This is a genomic window from Sphingomonas sp. ABOLE, assembly GCF_003950455.1.
In the GTDB taxonomy this organism is placed as follows: domain Bacteria; phylum Pseudomonadota; class Alphaproteobacteria; order Sphingomonadales; family Sphingomonadaceae; genus Sphingomonas; species Sphingomonas trueperi.
Map to the genome: position 1 here is coordinate 73,353 of NZ_QQWY01000018.1, position 15,715 is coordinate 89,067.

The following is a 15,715-nucleotide window of genomic DNA, read 5'->3' on the forward strand; positions in this document are numbered from 1 at the left end:
GAATAGGTTCAAGTAGAAGTTTGTGCCGTGCGCAATTCCGTGCCGGCGGGGAGGTTTTCATGAAGAAATGGTTCCTGGTGACGGCGGCGGCTGCGGCTGCGCTGGCCGTATCCGGATGCGGCAGCAAGGACGGCAAGCTCGACAAGGGCCAGGTCGTCGCCAGCGTGGATGGCGACGAGATCACGATCTTCGAGCTCAACGCCGAAGTGCAGGCGGCGCCGACTCCGGCCGGGACCGACCGCAAGCTGGCCGAGCAGCTTGCGCTGCAGCGCATCATCGAGCGCAAGATCCTGTCGAAGATCGCGCGCGAGCAGAAGCTCGACAAGACCCCGGCCTTCCTGATCCAGCAGCGCCGTGCGGACGAGCTGATCCTGACGACGATGCTGCGCGACAAGATCGCCGGCGGCGTCGCCCAGCCCACCGAGGCCGAGATCACCCAGTATCAGGCGGCGCATCCGGACCGGTTCGCGCAGCGCAAGATCTACAGCATCGATCAGATCGTCTTCCCGGCACCCAGCTCGGCGGACAAGTTCAAGCAGTTTGCGCCGCTCAAGACGCTCGACCAGCTCGCTGCCAAGCTGACCGCCGACGGTACCCAGTTCCGCCGCGCGCCGACCCAGCTCGACACCGCGGCGCTGCCGCCGGAGATCGCGGGCAAGATCGCCGCGCTCCCGGCTGCGGAGATGTTCATCCTGCCGACCCAGCAGGGGCTGACCGCGAACGTGATCACCGCGACGACGGTGCAGCCGGTACCCGCCGACCAGGCCCATGCGCTGGCGCTGAACGCGCTGCGCAACGAGCGCTTCAGCAAGGCGGCCGACGCGCAGCTCAACGAGCGGCTGAAGAAGGCGCGGGCGACGGTGAAGTATCAGCCCGGCTACCAGGCTCCCCCGCAGATGCAGGGCGGCACGGCCTCGCCGGCGGCCAGCCCCGCCGCGCAGTGACAAACGAAAAGGGGTGGGGCCTCGCGGCGCCACCCCGTTTCGGACCGGCCGCGGCTCAGCTGCGGCCTTCGTTCCCGGTGCGATAGCCGTACCACCAGCGCTGCCGCTCGCGGACGATCGGCGTCCAGGCGCGGCTCACCGTCTTGAAGCGCTCGCGCTTTCCCGGCACCACCCCCGCCAGCAGCTTGCCGAGCACGGCATATTTGAGCGCGGCGAACCAGATTCCCCAGCCCGCGACGATTGCGCCCCCGGGGCTGTAATGCTTGCGGGCATAATGCATCCGGCCGATCGTCATGAACATGATCCGTCCGGCCGACAACGAATGGCCGCTGCCGGCATCGTGCATCACCTTGACCTCCGGATCGACCAGGACGGCATAGCCCTTGTCGCGGATGCGTTTGAACAAGTCGACTTCCTCCGAATAGAGGAAGAAGCTTTCGTCGAAGCCGCCGATCTCGCGCCACACATCGGCGCGGACCATCATGAAGCCGCCGTTGAGCACGTCGACCGGGCCGTGCGTGGTCGCCTCCGCGGGCAGACCGCCGCGGCGCAGGCGACCGGCGGAAACCACCGACAGCACGAAATCGCCGGGTGTCGGCAGCGCCAGGAAGTTGGCCGCGTCGAGATTGCCGGCCGGGTCGTAGGAGCGGCCGCCCCAGGCGGCGGCCTCGGGGGTCGCCCTGGCGAAGGCGACCAGCCGGTCGATCGCTCCCGGCTGCGGCACGGCATCCGGATTGACCAGCAGGAGCAGCGGCGCGCGCGCATGTGCGGCGCAGCGATTATTGCCGGCGCCGAAGCCGATATTGCCCTCGGAGGGCACGATCCGGACCTGGGGCAGCTCGGCGCGCACCAGTGCTTCGGTATCGCCGCCGCCATTGTCGATCATCAGGATCTCATGCGGCGTCGTCGGCGCGGCGGCGGCGATGCCGGCCACGCACTGCCGGATGAAATCGGTCGAGTGATAGGCGACCACCAAGACGGAGACGTGCGGCGTTGCTTCGGTGCTCATGCGCATAACTCTATCCGCAAAGCGTTGCAGCGTCGAGACGCCGCGGCAACGAAACACCTCGTTGGGGACGGTATCCGGAATGCTCCGAACAACCGCGTAACGCATGCCATTAAGTGTTTTTACACCACGCAATTACACCACTTATTTCATGGCCTTGTGACAATTCTCGCAGTGAGGGAATCGTACGTCGATTTGGGGTCGACGAGTAATGTAAGGGTAGCTCAACATGCCGGTTGTCAATACTCAGGCCGCGCTCGATGCGGCGATCAAGAACGCCAAGAGCGGCGATGTCATCCTGCTCGCGCCGGGGACGTACAGCTCGATCACGATGACGGGCATCAAGCCCGCGTCGAACATCACCATCCAGTCGCTGGACACGAACAACAAGGCGGTGGTGGGCACGGTATGGCTCACCAATTCGAGCAACATCACCCTCAAGGATTTTGACGTCGTCCGCCCGACGCGGCCGACCGACGAGTTCGCGACCGCGAACCGGGTCCTGTCGTCGAGCAACATCACCATCGACGGCGTGCATTTCAGCGGCGGCACCGGTGATCCCAGCAACGCACTCGGCTACGGCCTCGCCATTCGCGGCGGCACCAACAACAAGCTGATCAATTCCACCATCGACCATTTCGTTATTGGTCTCGACGTGCGCGGCGTCGACACGATGCTCGTGCGCGGGAACAGCTTCCTCGAAAACCGGCGCGATCACAGCAACTTTTCCGAGATGAAGAACGTCGTCATCGACGACAATCGCTTCGAGGGGCTATACCCGGTCAACGACGAGCATCCCGATGCGATTCAGTTCATGACGATGGGCCGCGCCTATGGCAGCAGCAACATCTCGATCACGAACAATGTCGTCCTCCAGGGGAACGGCCGTGGTACGCAGGGCTTCTACATGCAGGACGAAGTCGGCACGATGCCGTTCAAGAACGTCACGATCGATAACAATCTGATCTATCTGAGCGGGATGTATCACGGCATCAACCTGGAGAATACTCAGGGTGCCAAGGTCACCAACAACACGATCACGTCGATCACCGACGAGAAGTCGACCTGGATCCGCATCGAGAATGTTTCGGGCACGGTGTCCAACAACCTGACCGACGCGATTCTCATGGAAGGCACCAACAACGTCACGGCCCAGCAGAATATCGAACTGGTCAAGAATCCGGCGATCGTTCGGCAGATCGCCGATCTCAACAAGGGCAGCAAGGCGACGATCGCCGGCCTGATGTACGACAATGCGCCGTTCAAGGTGGGCTACCACACCGGCAAGAACCTGGCCGGAGCTGCCAGCCAGTTTACCAAAGAGGTCGCAGAGCAACTCGCCGCCCCGAAGCCCGCAGCATTGCCGCGGCTGCTGCTCGATCTTTCGTTCGGTGCCAAGGGCGTGGTCGACGCCTCGGAGTGGAGCACCGACGAGACGGTGGCACCGCTCGCTGCCAGCCGGATCAAAAACGGCATGCTGAGCGTCAAGACCGGGGCGGGCATGGAATTGTCGCGCGGCACGTCGCGGCAGCTCTTCAACCTTTCGGCCTTCACGCTGAACTTCGACATGAAGCGCGACGGCCAGACCGCGCCGGCCGGCCAGATCATCGGCATCTACAAGAGCTGGAACATCGCGCTGCGTGCCGACGGCGAGCTGACCTTCACGATGACCAACGACGCCGGCGTCACCTCCACCATGACGACGAGCGGTGCCAAGATCACCGATACTGCGGTGCACAAGATCGCGCTGAGCTATCAGAGCGAAGGCACCTCGACGCTCTATGTCGACGGGAAGGCGGTGGGCAGCGCCACTATGTCCGGCAGCACGCGCCAGCAGGAATATTGGGGCCTCTACGTCGGCAGCCCGTTCACCGCAGCGTTCAGCGGCGCGGTCGGCGATGTCGAGATGCGCGAGACGGCGTTCAGCCAGGCGCAGATCCTGGCGCTCAATGCCGGCGGCACGGTGAGCCAGCCGGCGACCGCGGCGGAAACGCTCAAGGCGATGGTGGCGAAGGGCGTGGCGGACACCGCCGCGACGCTGGCGGGCAGCACCGCCTGGGGCGGTGCGATGGCCTCGCCGGCGACGCTGAGCCTCGTCAGCGCCTTCGGCACGACCGGTACCTCGGTCTCGCCGCTGGCGACCGCGCTGGCCAACGCCAGTGCGAGCGGGTCGCGCTACACGAGCACGTCGCCCTTCTCGATGCTGACCACGCCGCGGCTGGCCGCGCTCGACCTGTACCACGGCTAAAAACGGACCGTCTCTGGGTGGGTTGCCCCGTGCGATAGCTTGTCTTAAGCGCGGGGCAGTTTCTTGGGGGCGCTCGCTTTGAAGTTAGAAAACTTTCATCTGCGCGGCGTGCGCGGCCAAATGGTGGTGGGCTTCGGGGTCAAGGGCCTCGGTGCCGCCACCAGTTTTCTTTTTACTTTCCTGCTGGCGCGCATTGCCGGGGCCGCGGGCGTCGGCACCTTCGGCACCTCGCTGACCACGGTGCAGCTGTGCGTGACGCTGTCGCTGCTCGGCCTGGACGCTATCCTGGTGCGCTCGGTGTCGGTCCATCTCGCGCTCGACCAGACCGGGCGGGCGCGTGCTGCGGCGCGGCATGCGTTGCTGATGGGCACGTCCGCCGGGCTCGCGCTGACGACGGTCATCGTCCTGTTCCACTGGCAGATCGCGGTCGACCTGATCGGCAGCCCGGCGATGGCGAAGAGCCTGATGGTACTCTCGCTGATCATTCCCATCATGGTCTATTGCCGGCTGCTTTCCACCGTGTTGCGCGGAGTGAAATGGATCGGTCTGTCGCAGTTCATCGACGGGCCGCTGACGACGTCGTTCGGCAGCCTGGTGCTCGCCGTCGTGCTGGTGATGGGCGTGCCGGTGAGCGCGGTGTTCCCCTCGCAGCTCTATCTGATCGGCTGGCTGATCACCGCGGCGCTGGCGACCTTCCTCTATACGCGGGCGGTGCGAAGCTGGCAGCCGCGCGTCCCGCTGGAGGAATCGCTGCTCAAGCCCGGCTTCCTGATCCTCGTCGCCAACCTCAACAACGTGTTCACCGACTGGTTCGCGACGATCATGCTCGCCGCGACGCACGGCCCGGCCGAGGCGGGGCTGTTCCGTGTCGGCTACCAGATCGCCGCGACGCTGAAGCTGTTTTCGGCGACCTCGGAGACGATTCTGCAGCCGGTATTCGCCGTCGCCTATCGGCAGGGCGACCTGCGCCGGATCGGCCGTATCCTCCGGCTGACCATCCTCGGCCTCATTCTCATCTCGGCGCCGCTCGCGCTGGCGGTGCTGGTCGTGCCGCAGTGGATCATGCGGATTTTCGGTGCACAGTTCACCGCCGGTGCCACTGCGATGCAGATCATGGTGCTGGGCCAGGTGTTCAGCCTGGTCTTCGCCGCCAGCGGCAGCGTGCTGATGATGGCGAGCCGCGAACGCCTCACCGTCGTCCTGACGACGATCTCGGCGGTGATCGGTACGGTTCTCTCGTTGATTTTCATTCCGCCTTATGGTGCGCTGGGCGCGGCGATTGCGATCTTGGGCCCGTTGCTGTTCTTGCGGCTGGCGTCCATGATAGCAGTCCGGCGCCTTGGCGTTCCGATTTTCTGAGGAGGCTTGGTTGGCAGGGGCCGTGCGACGTTCGAAGATGACCCTCGGCCGCGGTGCCCTGCGCCTGGACGCGCCATTCCGGGCGCTGCTGCGTCCGGGCCGTGACGTGCTGCCCGTCTATCATCCGGAACGGCCCGGTTGGTCGGTTGCGCTGCGCAAGCTGGCGCTGCTCACCGGCATCGTCCTGCTCGCCATCGTCTACGGCGTTCTCGTCGCGATCCTGCCGCCTTCGCTGCTGGTGGGCGCGGCGGCGCCGCTCGCGCTGCTTGCGATGCTGGTGGTATGGGCGCTGCCCGAAGCGAGGACCGCGCCGACTCGCGCGCTCACCCGTGTATACGCCGCGTTCGTGATCGTCTTCATCGCCTGGCCCAACTATCTGGCGATCGCGGTGGGCGGTCTGCCCTGGATCTCGATGCGTCGCCTTTTCGGTTTCGTGCTGACCGCGATCCTGATGATATGCCTGTCGATCTCCAAGCCCTTCCGGCAGCAGGTGGCGGAGGTGTTGCGTGCTTCGCCCTGGCTGTCGCGCCTGCTGATCGGTTTCTTCATCATCCAGTTTCTGGCGACGATCTTCTCGGTCGCGCCGGGGGAAACGATCGGGCGCTGGGTCCATATGACCTTCACCTCGACCGCGATATGCTTCGCCACGATCTGGCTGTTCGGGCCGGGCGGCAAGAGCGTGCCGTGGCTGGTCAACCGGCTCGCCCTGGTGGTGTTCGCGCTGATGGTGATCGGCGTTCTCGAGGCGCGCACGCAGCACGTGCTGTGGCTGGGGCACATCCCCAGCTTCCTCCGCATCGAGGATGCGGTGCTGCAGCAATTGATTCAGCCGCACATCCGTGGCGCCTACCGCGTGATCACCACCTATACGACTCCGCTCGCCTATGGCGAATTGCTCGCGCTGACCACCCCCTTCATCCTGTTCCGGATTCTCAACGCGAAGACCTGGCCGATGCGGCTGATGTGGGTCGCGTTCGACGCCTTCATCCTGTACTCTGCGGTGCTGTCGACCGCACGCCTTTCGCTCGTCGGGTTCATCGCGGCGCACGCGCTGTTCGGGCTGTGCTGGGGCATCCACCGCTGGCGTCACGCCCGCGGGGACATGATCGGCATTTCCGCGACGATGATCTACCCCGCGCTGATGGTTGCGCTGATGCTGGCGGTGATATTCGTGCCGGCGATCCACATCCGCGTGCTGGGCGGCGGCGCGGCACAGGCAAGCACCGATGCGCGTAGCGCACAATTTCACATGGCCGTGCCCGTGATCGCGCGCCGGCCGCTGCTGGGCTATGGCCCGGGGCAGGGCGGTGGCGCGATCAACTGGCGCACGCCGGACGGCACGCTGACGATCGATCTCGGGCTCGTCGCGCTTTGCGCCGACGTCGGCGTTTTCGGCTTCCTCGCCTGGATGGGGACGTTGCTGCTCTCTATCGTCAGCCTGTTCCGCGCAGGCTTGCGCGACGCGACATCACCCTTTCCTGCCGAGTTCGCGATCGCGATATCGCTGGCGGTACTGATTTCGACCCGGCTCGTGCTGGCGCAGAGCGACAATGATCCGCTCTTCGTGATTCTGTTCGGCTTGTCTCTGGCGACGCTCTACAGGGCGCGCCTGCGGGATCGGGGAGATCCTATCCCAGGGGGAATGACGGCGGCTGGTGCCGGCACGCACTGACCGTTTCTGCCCAACCATAGGGAGAAGCTAGTGATCGACGTCACGCGTAGGTCCGCGGTCGGCGGGCTGCTGATCGGCTCATTCGCGCCTGCCGCCTGTTCGGGCGCGGCAAGTTCCGCAGATCAGGGCAGCCGCGGCGGGCGCGGCAACGGTCTGCGGCCCGGGCGAAACTGGGACGGCACCGCTGGCAGCGGCGGCACGGCGCCGGCGCAGAGCGAAGTGGCGCGGGGCACGTTGGTACCCGACGAGCGCTTCATCGGCGGCTTCTCGGCGGCGCCCGGCCAGTGGATCCATGGCGAAGGCATTCGCATCACCGCGCTGGGCCTGCCGCCCCAGTCTGCCGACAGCAGCGAGATCAATTATTTCAAGGAGGCCGTGTTCTATCTGGAGGGAAACACGGTCACCGTCACCGACTGGAGCGTCAACCAGACGCCGGTTCGAATGTACGACGGGCGCATGGCGCCGCAGGGATCGATCGGCTTCTCGGTGGAGATCGGCGCCGGCGAAGGACCGGTGACGGCGGGCGACGCGATCCTGTATTGCTATCTGCGCGGCGAGCACGGCCTGGAACGGCGGATCGAGTTGCCGCTGGTCATCAATGTCGATCGCAGTCTCGATGCGAAACGGCCGATGCGCTACGTCGATCCGGTCGACGGGGACGACGGCGCGGCCGGCACCCAGGCCGCGCCGTGGAGGACGATCGCCCGCGGCTTGACTAACCGCGGTGTGGGCAATGGCGGGTTGCTGATCCTCACACGGGCCGGTCGCTATGTGGAGGATCTCAACAGGCTGCCCGGCATGGGCCCGATCGACAATGCGCGCGTCATCGAAGTGAAGCCGGCCGAGGGGCTGCGCCCCGATCAGGTGATGATCACGCGCACCGACCGCTATCTCCCCGACCCTCGCTGGGGCATCCTGGCTCGGCGGGTGCACTTCCACGGCGTGACGGTCGACATGTCGAAATTCCCCAGGATCATGGGGGTGCCCGGCACCCAGGTGGGCTTTTTCGGATGCCAGTTGCTCGATCGCGAGCGCATGTACGGCGAAAGGAGCGCGGCGGGGCGCAGCATCGGCCTGAACCTCTTCAAGGGCGACCCGCGGCAGCGCGACATCCTCCCGCCACTGCCCTATCTCGGCCATGGCTTCTACCTGCTGGAGACGCTGTTCGAGGGGGCTGCGCCCATGGCGCCCCGTCTGTACCGGAACGTGACTGCGAAGTTGACGACGGATGCGTTCCAGGGCGGTCCGGGGTATGACGATGTCGTCATCGACGGCTATGACGCAGTGATCGGCGAGCCGGCGCCCATCCGGCTCCATCTGCCGCCGACGCTGATCGTGGAGTCGGTTGCCCGCGAGGGGCAGGGCCACACCGCCATCACCGTGCGCGATGCAGGCGGCCTGTCGCCGATGAAGAAGATCTGGGACCTCCAGGTCCGGATCGTGTCCGGTGCCAGTGCCGGACCCAAGCCCTATCAGCTGTTTCTGGCGGATCCCGTCACGCGCCGGATCGTCGTCGAGGGAGATCTCGCCGGTACGCTGTCGCCCGGCGACGAGATCATGTGCTACGCGATCTTTCATGTCGATTTTATGCAGCAGGGCGGGGTGCAACGGCCCAACCAGCGCGGCATGCGCAACACGACGGTGTTCCGCTACCATGCCGAAGGGCCGACGGCACAGCTGTTCCTGACCCAGGGGGGCGTGCGGCTGCTGCCGAATTCGGTGATCACCACCAACGGTACGGACTTCCGGATCGCGAGTCCCGCGGGCCAGAACGAGATCCTGCCCGACGACATCCTTCAGCTGCAGGGCGGGGGGCAGCCCGGAGAGTATCGCTTCGTCAAGAGCTTCGACGCGGCGAGCGGGTCGGGCGTGCTGCTCGAGCCCTTCAGCCGGGATCAGACCAGCGCACCGGTGGAGCGGGCCAAGACGATGACCGATTTCGTCATGGCGCTGTCTACCCTCCGCAAGACCGGGCATGGCTTCGAGATGGGCCAGTTTCAGCATGGCCATCGCAACTTCCTGCTCGCGCAGAACACTTTCATCAGCGAGCCCAATTGCCTGACCTTCCGCAGCAAGCTGCCGGGGCACGGTCACCGCAACCATGTCCAGCTGTTCAACCTGTGCACCCGGATCGATGCCGATCTGCCCGAGCTGCCGAGCTGGGGGCTGCGGATCGAGCATGCCCAGCTGCTGACTGGCAAGCCGCGCGGCAAATTCGGTCGGGTGCGGGAGGTTGCCCTGCGCTTCGGTGAAAAACAGCGCTACCAGCCCTCTCGGGATTTGCTGCGGATCGGGCGCAAGCCGCTGATCCCGTTCGACAGCTTCGGCAATCCGGTCGACGCCGATTCGCCGGTGGGGTCGCTCGCGGTATGAAGCCCGGGCGCGCCGGCCCTTGCGTCGGCGCGCCCAGGCGCTAAGCGCTGGGGCATGATCAAGCACGCCCTTTCCGTCACGCGCGATGGCGATTTCGCGCAATGGTACCAGACCGTCATCAGCGAAGCCGACATGGCCGAGGATTCGGGTGTGCGCGGCTGCATGGTCATCCGGCCCTGGGGCTATGGCATCTGGGAGCGTATCCAGCGCCTGCTCGACGATCGCATCAAGGCGACGGGGCACGAGAATTGCTATTTCCCGCTGTTCATCCCGCTTTCCTATTTCGAGAAGGAAGCCGAGCATGTCGACGGCTTCGCCAAGGAAATGGCGGTCGTCACGCACCACCGCCTCGTCCAGAAGGACGGCCGGCTGGTGCCCGATCCCGAGGCGAAGCTGGAAGAGCCGCTGGTCGTCCGCCCCACCTCGGAGACGGTGATCGGCGCGGCGATGTCGCGCTGGGTGCAGAGCTGGCGCGACCTGCCGGTGCTGATCAACCAGTGGGCGAACGTCGTCCGCTGGGAAATGCGCACCCGCATGTTCCTGCGCACCGCCGAATTCCTGTGGCAGGAAGGGCATACCGCCCATGCCACGGTGGAAGAGGCGCAGGAAGAGACGCTCAAGATGCTCGAGGTCTATCGCAGCTTCGCCGAGGATTGCCTGGCGATGCCGGTGATCGCGGGCGAGAAGCCGGAGAATGAGCGCTTCCCGGGCGCTGTCTCGACCTTCTCGATCGAGGCGATGATGCAGGACGGCAAGGCGCTGCAGGCCGGCACCTCGCACTTCCTCGGCACCACCTTCTCCTCGGCGCAGGACATCAAGTTCCAGAACTCGGAAGGCCAGTTCGAGCTGGCGCAGACGACCAGCTGGGGCGTCTCCACCCGCATGATCGGCGGGTTGATCATGGTGCACGGCGATGACGACGGCCTGCGCGTGCCGCCAATGGTGGCGCCGTGGCAGATCGTGATCGTGCCAATGCTGCGCGACCAGCCCGAGGACGCGGCGACGATCGACTATTGCAAGTCGCTCCAGGCCGAGCTCGCCAAGCTGAGCGCACTCGGCGAACCGGTGCGCGCGCTGCTCGATCTCAAGGCGGTCAAGGCGCAGACCAAGCGCTGGGGCTGGGTGAAGAAGGGCGCGCCGATCGTGATCGAGGTCGGCGGGCGCGACGTCGCCGGCGGCAATGTCTCGGTGATCCAGCGCGACAAGCTCTACCGCGAGGACGGCAAGCTCGATTCGCGGATCATGCCGCGCGGCGATTTCGTGGCCGAAGCGGCGGCGATTCTCGAGAGCATCCAGCAGGGCCTGTATCTCGACGCGCGCGACCGGCTGGAGAGCAACATCCGCCGCGACGTGACCGACTTCGACGGTCTGGCCGCGATGTTCGCCGATTCGGAGAAGTTCCCCGGCTGGGCCGAGGTGAACTGGGCCAAGCCGACCGGCGCCGAGCTGGACGCGGTGGTCGAGCGGCTCAAGGCGCTCAAGCTGACCTTCCGCAACGTGCCCGGCGGTGCGGTACCGGCGGAGGGTAGCTGCCTTTTCACCGGCAAGCCGGCGGTCGAGCGGATCCTGGTCGCGCGCGCGTACTAAGCTTCAGATCCTCCCCGGAACGGGGAGGGGGACCGCCGCCGAAGGCGGTGGTGGAGGGGAGCACAGCGGGGGAGTCCGGTGTGGAGGCACCCTCCACCGTTCGCTGGCGCGAATCGCCTCCCTCCCCGTGCCGGGGAGGATCTCGATTGACGCAGCGCGCGCGCCCTGCGACCCCTGCTTCCGACAGAGGGGCGCAACCACATGCGGGTGGTACTGGCAACGTTGGGCACGTTGGGCGACGTGCACCCGTTCATCGCACTGGCGCTCGGCATGCAGGCGCGCGGCCACACGCCCGTGTTCGCGGGCGCGGAGTCGGTGCGGCCGATCGCCGAGCGGCACGACATCGAATTCCATCCCATCCGCCCCGACGGGTCGCAGCTGATCGCTGACACCGGCATGGACGAGGGCGCAATCGCGCGGGCCATCGCCACCGATTTCGATTTCATCATCAACCGCGTGCTGGTGCCCTATGCCGAGGAGACGCTGGCGGACCTGAAGCCGGTGGTCGCGGGCGCGGACCTGGTGCTCGCCAGCAGCTTCTCGGTCCACGCGCGGATCGCGGCGCAGGCGGCGGGGGTGCGGCTCGCCTCCGCGCTGCTCCAGCCGATCACGCTGCTCTCGGCGGAGGACCCGCCGGTGCTCACGCGCGGCGAGACGGCGCTGGTGACGTTGCGCCGCTGGTTCGGCGCGGGCGCGGTGCGGCCGCTGCTGCAGCTCGCCGAGCGGCGCTATGCCACGGGGCTCAAGCCTTTCGCTGCACTGCGCGCGGCCGCCGGCGCGCCGCCCTTCACGGGCAACGAGATGCTGTCCGGGCCGCTGGCGGTGGAGCGGGCGATCGGGCTGTGGTCGCCCGCGTTCGCACCCGCGCCCGGCGATGTGCCGCCGAGCTTCGCGCAGACCGGCTTCGTCTTCTACGATGGCGGGTTCGCAGGGGAGGGGCTCTCCGCCGAGATCGAGGCCTTTCTGGAGGCAGGGCCGCCGCCGCTCGTCTTCACGCTGGGCAGCATGGCGGTCTATGCCGAGGACGGCTTCTACGCGGCGAGCGCCGAGGCGGCGCGGCGGCTGGGGCGGCGGGCGGTGCTGCTGGTCGGCGATGATCTGCTGGAGCGGCACCGGCACCTTGCCGGCGATACCGTGCTCGTGGCGGGCTATGCGCCGCATTCGCAGATCTTCCCGCGCGCAGCGGCGGTGATCGGCCATGGCGGCATCGGCACCACGGCCCAGGCAATCCGCGCCGGCGCGCCGCAACTTGTCTGCCCGATCTTCGGCGACCAGTTCGACAATGCCGCGCGGATTGTGCGCGCCGGGCTGGGCCTGTCGCTGCCGAAGCGCCGCTACACCGCCGCGCGTGCATCGGCCGCGATCGCGCGGCTGCTGGCGAGCGCCACCATTGCCGAGCAGGCGCGAGTGGCGGGGGCGGCAATCCTTGCGGAGGACGGTGTCGGGACGGCGCTCGATGCGCTGGGACTCGGCAAGCTCGACTGAGCGAATCGAGTCGCGAAGCTGCCGCGCTGCATCTGGCATCGGATGCTTTCGGCGCGCCTCCGATCCCGCTTTGCCGCGAACCATGGTTACTGCGGAACCGAATTGTCCCGTTCCGCGTCACCCGGGAAAGCCGATGGCGCGGGAATGGCCCTGATTGATGGTAAACGCGCTTTTCATCATCCAAATCCAACCCCATAACGGCGTAAGAGGGGCCGATCGGGACGGCCCGATGGAGCAGAGGACGGCTGAGCGGTGACCGCATTATCACGTTTCCCGCGTTTCTTCGTGACCAGCCCGTCGCCCTGCCCGTATCTGCCCGGGCGGCAGGAACGGAAGATCTTCACCGAACTGTCGGGCGACCATGCCGGCGAACTCAACGATGCGCTGAGCCGCATCGGCTTTCGCCGTAGCCAGTCGGTCGCCTATCGGCCGAGCTGCGCGGGCTGCACCGCCTGCGCCTCGGTGCGGGTGGTGGCCAACGGGTTCGAGCCCAACGCCACGCAGCGCAAGCTGCTCAAGCGCTACAGCGATCTCGAAGTCACCGCCTGCAAGCCTTGGGCGACCGGCGAGCAGTACGAACTCCTCAAGCGCTATCTCGATTCGCGCCACCCCGGCGGCGGCATGGCGGCGATGGACGAGAGCGACTATGCCGACATGGTCGAGCAGTCGCCGGTCAGCTCCTATGTCGTCGAATATCGCGAGCCTTCGGTCGACGGCCAGCGCGGCCGGCTGGTGGGGGCATGCATCACCGACCAGCAGGGCGACGGCCTGTCGATGATCTACAGCTTCTTCGTCACCGACGACGAGACGCGGTCCGGTATGGGCAACTACATCATCATGGACCACATCCTGCGCGCCCGCGCGGCGGGGCTGCCCTATGTCTATCTCGGCTATTGGGTGAAGGGCAGCGCGCGGATGGCGTACAAGACGCGCTATCGCCCGATCGAGGTGCTCGGGCCGACCGGCTGGTCGCTGCTCGTCGACGAAGACGCGGTGGGCGCGATGCCGAACGCGATGGCGGCGGTGCTGGCTTGACGGGCGTAGCTTGATCAAAGCCGTCATCCCGGCGGAAGCCGGGATCCATTGGGGTATTCGTTGCGGCTCCTGCTGCTAGCGAGAGGCGACTGGATCCCGGCTTTCGCCGGGATGACGCTGTTGCGGGCGCCGCGAGGCCATCGCTGCTACCTATTCCTCGTTCCCCAGCCGATCGACATGCAGGTCCACCGCCAGCTGTTCCTCGCCATGGCCGATGCGGTGCCCGGCTACCGCCGCGGCACCCTCCGAATCCAGGCCGACCGCGACGCGCACATAGCCGTCATCGGGCGACAATCCGGTAACCGGATCGAACGCCACCCAGCCTAGCCCCGGTACAAAGGCCTCGCACCAGGCGTGCGGCGCGCACTGGGCGTTGCCGTCGAGGTGGTAGCCCGAGACGTAGCGGGCCGGCGCCTCCAGCGTGCGCGCGGCGGAGACGAACATCTGCGCCACGTCGCGCGACGCTTCCGCCTTGCCGGCAAAGGCTTCGGCTGCGGTCAGCCCCGTATCCGGCACGTCGGGCACGCAGCGGAAGCGCGCGTGGAGCGCCTGGTTGAGCCGGTGCAGCCGCTCGATCGGATCGCTGGTGCCGGCACTTACATCGGCCGCGAAGGCGGTCAGGCCAGGGCTCGGTGCGGTGCGCGGGGTCGTGCGCAGGAACAGGGCAGGGGGCAGCGGCTCGGGCGTGCCGCGCAGCACCCCGGCATTGTCCTGCGTCAGCACCTCGCCGGTGACCGCGATCTCGATCGCCTCGATCGGGCCCTCTGCGTAGAGCATGGTCACGGCGTTGCCATAGCCGTCTACCGCATCGCGCAGCCGCGCGTCGCAATCGACCCCGACCATCCAGCTCACCACCGTCTGGTGCTGGGTGTCGCACGGCGTCAGCCGCAGCATCTGGACGATCCGCGCCTGGGGCTGGGTGAAGCGGTAGACCGAGCGGTGTTCGACGGCGATGCGCATCAGAGGAACCGGAACTGGCGAGCGATCGCGCCGTCGAGCAGCGCGTTCTCGGTTATGAAATTCTCCAGATATTCGTGCAGGCCGCCGACGATGATGTCGGGCGTGCGCGCCTTCTGGACGCGGGCGAGGCGCGCGCGGGCCATGCGATCGGCCTCGCCCTGCAAGCCCGTGCGTTTGGCGAGCGCGCTGAGCAAGGTCACCGTCTCCTCCACGCAGGCCGCGAGGCTGCGCGGCAGCTCGGCTCGGCTGACCAGCAGGTCGATCACGTTGTCCGGTCGCAGCCCTTCCGAATAGAGCCAGCGATAGGCGGTGACGGCGGAAACGGTCTGGAGGATCGTCGTCCACTGGTCGCGATCCACCGCGCCGCCGACGCTCTCGCCGGCGGGCAGCAGCAGATGGTATTTCACGTCGACCAGCCGCGCGGTGTTGTCCGCCCGCTCGATCGCGGCGCCGAGCTGGATCAGCAGCGTCGCCTCGTTGCGCATCATCCGGTGGATCGCGCCTTCGAAGCCGCGCGTCTCGCCCTTGACCTGCTCGACCAGGTTGAGCGTCTCGGTGGCGCCGCCGGTCGAGGCGCGGTTGGCGAACAGCCACCAGGCGCGGTTGATCGCGGTCCACGCCTCGCGGGTGAGCGCGGTGCGCACCGCGCGGGCATTGTTGCGCGCCATCTCCAGGCAGCGGGTGATCGAGCCGGGGTTGTCGGCCTCGAGCGTCAGGAAGCGGGCGACATGCGCCTGGGTGGCCGGGTGGCCGGTTTCGGCGAAGAGTGCGTCGGTATAGCTGACGGTGAGCGCGCTCTGCCATGCGGCCTCGCCTGCCGGGCGGGCGGAGAGCGCGTCGAGGCGGATGGTGGCTTCCACCAGCCGCGCGATGAAGTCCGCGCGCTCGACATAGCGGCCGAGCCAATAGAGCGCAGCGGCGGTGCGGGAGAGCATCATCATGCGATGGTCTCTTTGAGGTTCCCCTCCCGCTTGCGGGAGGGGCTAGGGGAGAGACTGACGTGGAAGAAGCGCTGGAACGATCCCGCCCCTCCCCCGACCCCTCCC

11 protein-coding genes are annotated in these 15,715 nt (G+C 66.9%); 8 read left to right on the forward strand and 3 right to left on the reverse strand.

What is annotated here, in order from left to right; all coding sequences use genetic code 11:
• Window positions 1-59: 59 nt before the first annotated feature.
• Window positions 60-944, forward strand: coding sequence for an EpsD family peptidyl-prolyl cis-trans isomerase (locus CA234_RS12835; protein WP_125975714.1), 885 nt, complete (start codon window positions 60-62; stop codon window positions 942-944).
• 55 nt (window positions 945-999) lie between these two features.
• Here CA234_RS12835 and CA234_RS12840 read toward each other — a convergent pair whose 3' ends face one another.
• Window positions 1,000-1,953 (reverse strand): glycosyltransferase family 2 protein, encoded by a 954-nt coding sequence (locus CA234_RS12840; RefSeq protein WP_125975716.1) that lies wholly within the window; start codon window positions 1,951-1,953, stop codon window positions 1,000-1,002.
• A 226-nt stretch (window positions 1,954-2,179) separates the two neighbouring features.
• Between CA234_RS12840 and CA234_RS12845 the strand changes: the two genes are divergently transcribed.
• The 7 genes from CA234_RS12845 to CA234_RS12875 all read left to right on the forward strand — a co-directional run bounded on the left by CA234_RS12845 (window position 2,180) and on the right by CA234_RS12875 (window position 13,709).
• Entirely contained in the window at window positions 2,180-4,198 is a 2,019-nt protein-coding gene (locus CA234_RS12845; RefSeq protein ID WP_125975718.1) for a LamG-like jellyroll fold domain-containing protein, read from the forward strand.
• A 108-nt stretch (window positions 4,199-4,306) separates the two neighbouring features.
• The gene (locus CA234_RS12850) at window positions 4,307-5,557 is read left to right on the forward strand and encodes an oligosaccharide flippase family protein (RefSeq protein ID WP_241213485.1); all 1,251 of its coding nucleotides are present in this window, start codon (window positions 4,307-4,309) and stop codon (window positions 5,555-5,557) included.
• Between the two features lie 22 nt (window positions 5,558-5,579).
• Window positions 5,580-7,229 carry an O-antigen ligase family protein gene (locus CA234_RS12855; RefSeq protein WP_126001869.1) on the forward strand — a complete coding sequence of 550 codons (1,650 nt, stop codon included), beginning with the start codon at window positions 5,580-5,582 and terminating at the stop codon, window positions 7,227-7,229.
• A gap of 30 nt (window positions 7,230-7,259) precedes the next feature.
• Window positions 7,260-9,602, forward strand: a complete 2,343-nt coding sequence (locus CA234_RS12860; protein ID WP_126001870.1) for a hypothetical protein — start codon at window positions 7,260-7,262, stop codon at window positions 9,600-9,602.
• A 54-nt stretch (window positions 9,603-9,656) separates the two neighbouring features.
• Window positions 9,657-11,189 carry an aminoacyl--tRNA ligase-related protein gene (locus tag CA234_RS12865; protein WP_126001871.1) on the forward strand — a complete coding sequence of 511 codons (1,533 nt, stop codon included), beginning with the start codon at window positions 9,657-9,659 and terminating at the stop codon, window positions 11,187-11,189.
• Between the two features lie 201 nt (window positions 11,190-11,390).
• Window positions 11,391-12,674, forward strand: coding sequence for a glycosyltransferase (locus CA234_RS12870; RefSeq protein ID WP_126001872.1), 1,284 nt, complete (start codon window positions 11,391-11,393; stop codon window positions 12,672-12,674).
• 252 nt (window positions 12,675-12,926) lie between these two features.
• Window positions 12,927-13,709, forward strand: a complete 783-nt coding sequence (locus tag CA234_RS12875) for an arginyltransferase (protein WP_125975728.1) — start codon at window positions 12,927-12,929, stop codon at window positions 13,707-13,709.
• Window positions 13,710-13,859: 150 nt separating this feature from the next.
• Here the strand turns inward: CA234_RS12875 and CA234_RS12880 are convergent, their stop codons facing one another.
• Entirely contained in the window at window positions 13,860-14,669 is an 810-nt protein-coding gene (locus CA234_RS12880; RefSeq protein ID WP_126001873.1) for a transglutaminase family protein, read from the reverse strand.
• Window positions 14,669-15,604 carry an alpha-E domain-containing protein gene (locus CA234_RS12885; RefSeq protein ID WP_206431189.1) on the reverse strand — a complete coding sequence of 312 codons (936 nt, stop codon included), beginning with the start codon at window positions 15,602-15,604 and terminating at the stop codon, window positions 14,669-14,671. Before CA234_RS12885 ends, CA234_RS12880 begins: the two co-directional genes overlap by 1 nt.
• Between the last annotated feature and the right edge of the window lie 111 nt (window positions 15,605-15,715).

Bases quoted from the DNA above. Each gene is read 5' to 3' on its own strand.
- CA234_RS12835 (WP_125975714.1), top strand. From the start codon at position 60: ATGAAGAAATGGTTCCTGGTGACGGCGGCGGCTGCGGCTGCGCTGGCC.
- CA234_RS12840 (WP_125975716.1), bottom strand. From the start codon at position 1,953: ATGAGCACCGAAGCAACGCCGCACGTCTCCGTCTTGGTGGTCGCCTAT.
- CA234_RS12845 (WP_125975718.1), top strand. From the start codon at position 2,180: ATGCCGGTTGTCAATACTCAGGCCGCGCTCGATGCGGCGATCAAGAAC.
- CA234_RS12865 (WP_126001871.1), top strand. From the start codon at position 9,657: ATGATCAAGCACGCCCTTTCCGTCACGCGCGATGGCGATTTCGCGCAA.
- CA234_RS12870 (WP_126001872.1), top strand. From the start codon at position 11,391: ATGCGGGTGGTACTGGCAACGTTGGGCACGTTGGGCGACGTGCACCCG.
- CA234_RS12880 (WP_126001873.1), bottom strand. From the start codon at position 14,669: ATGCGCATCGCCGTCGAACACCGCTCGGTCTACCGCTTCACCCAGCCC.
- CA234_RS12885 (WP_206431189.1), bottom strand. From the start codon at position 15,604: ATGCTCTCCCGCACCGCCGCTGCGCTCTATTGGCTCGGCCGCTATGTC.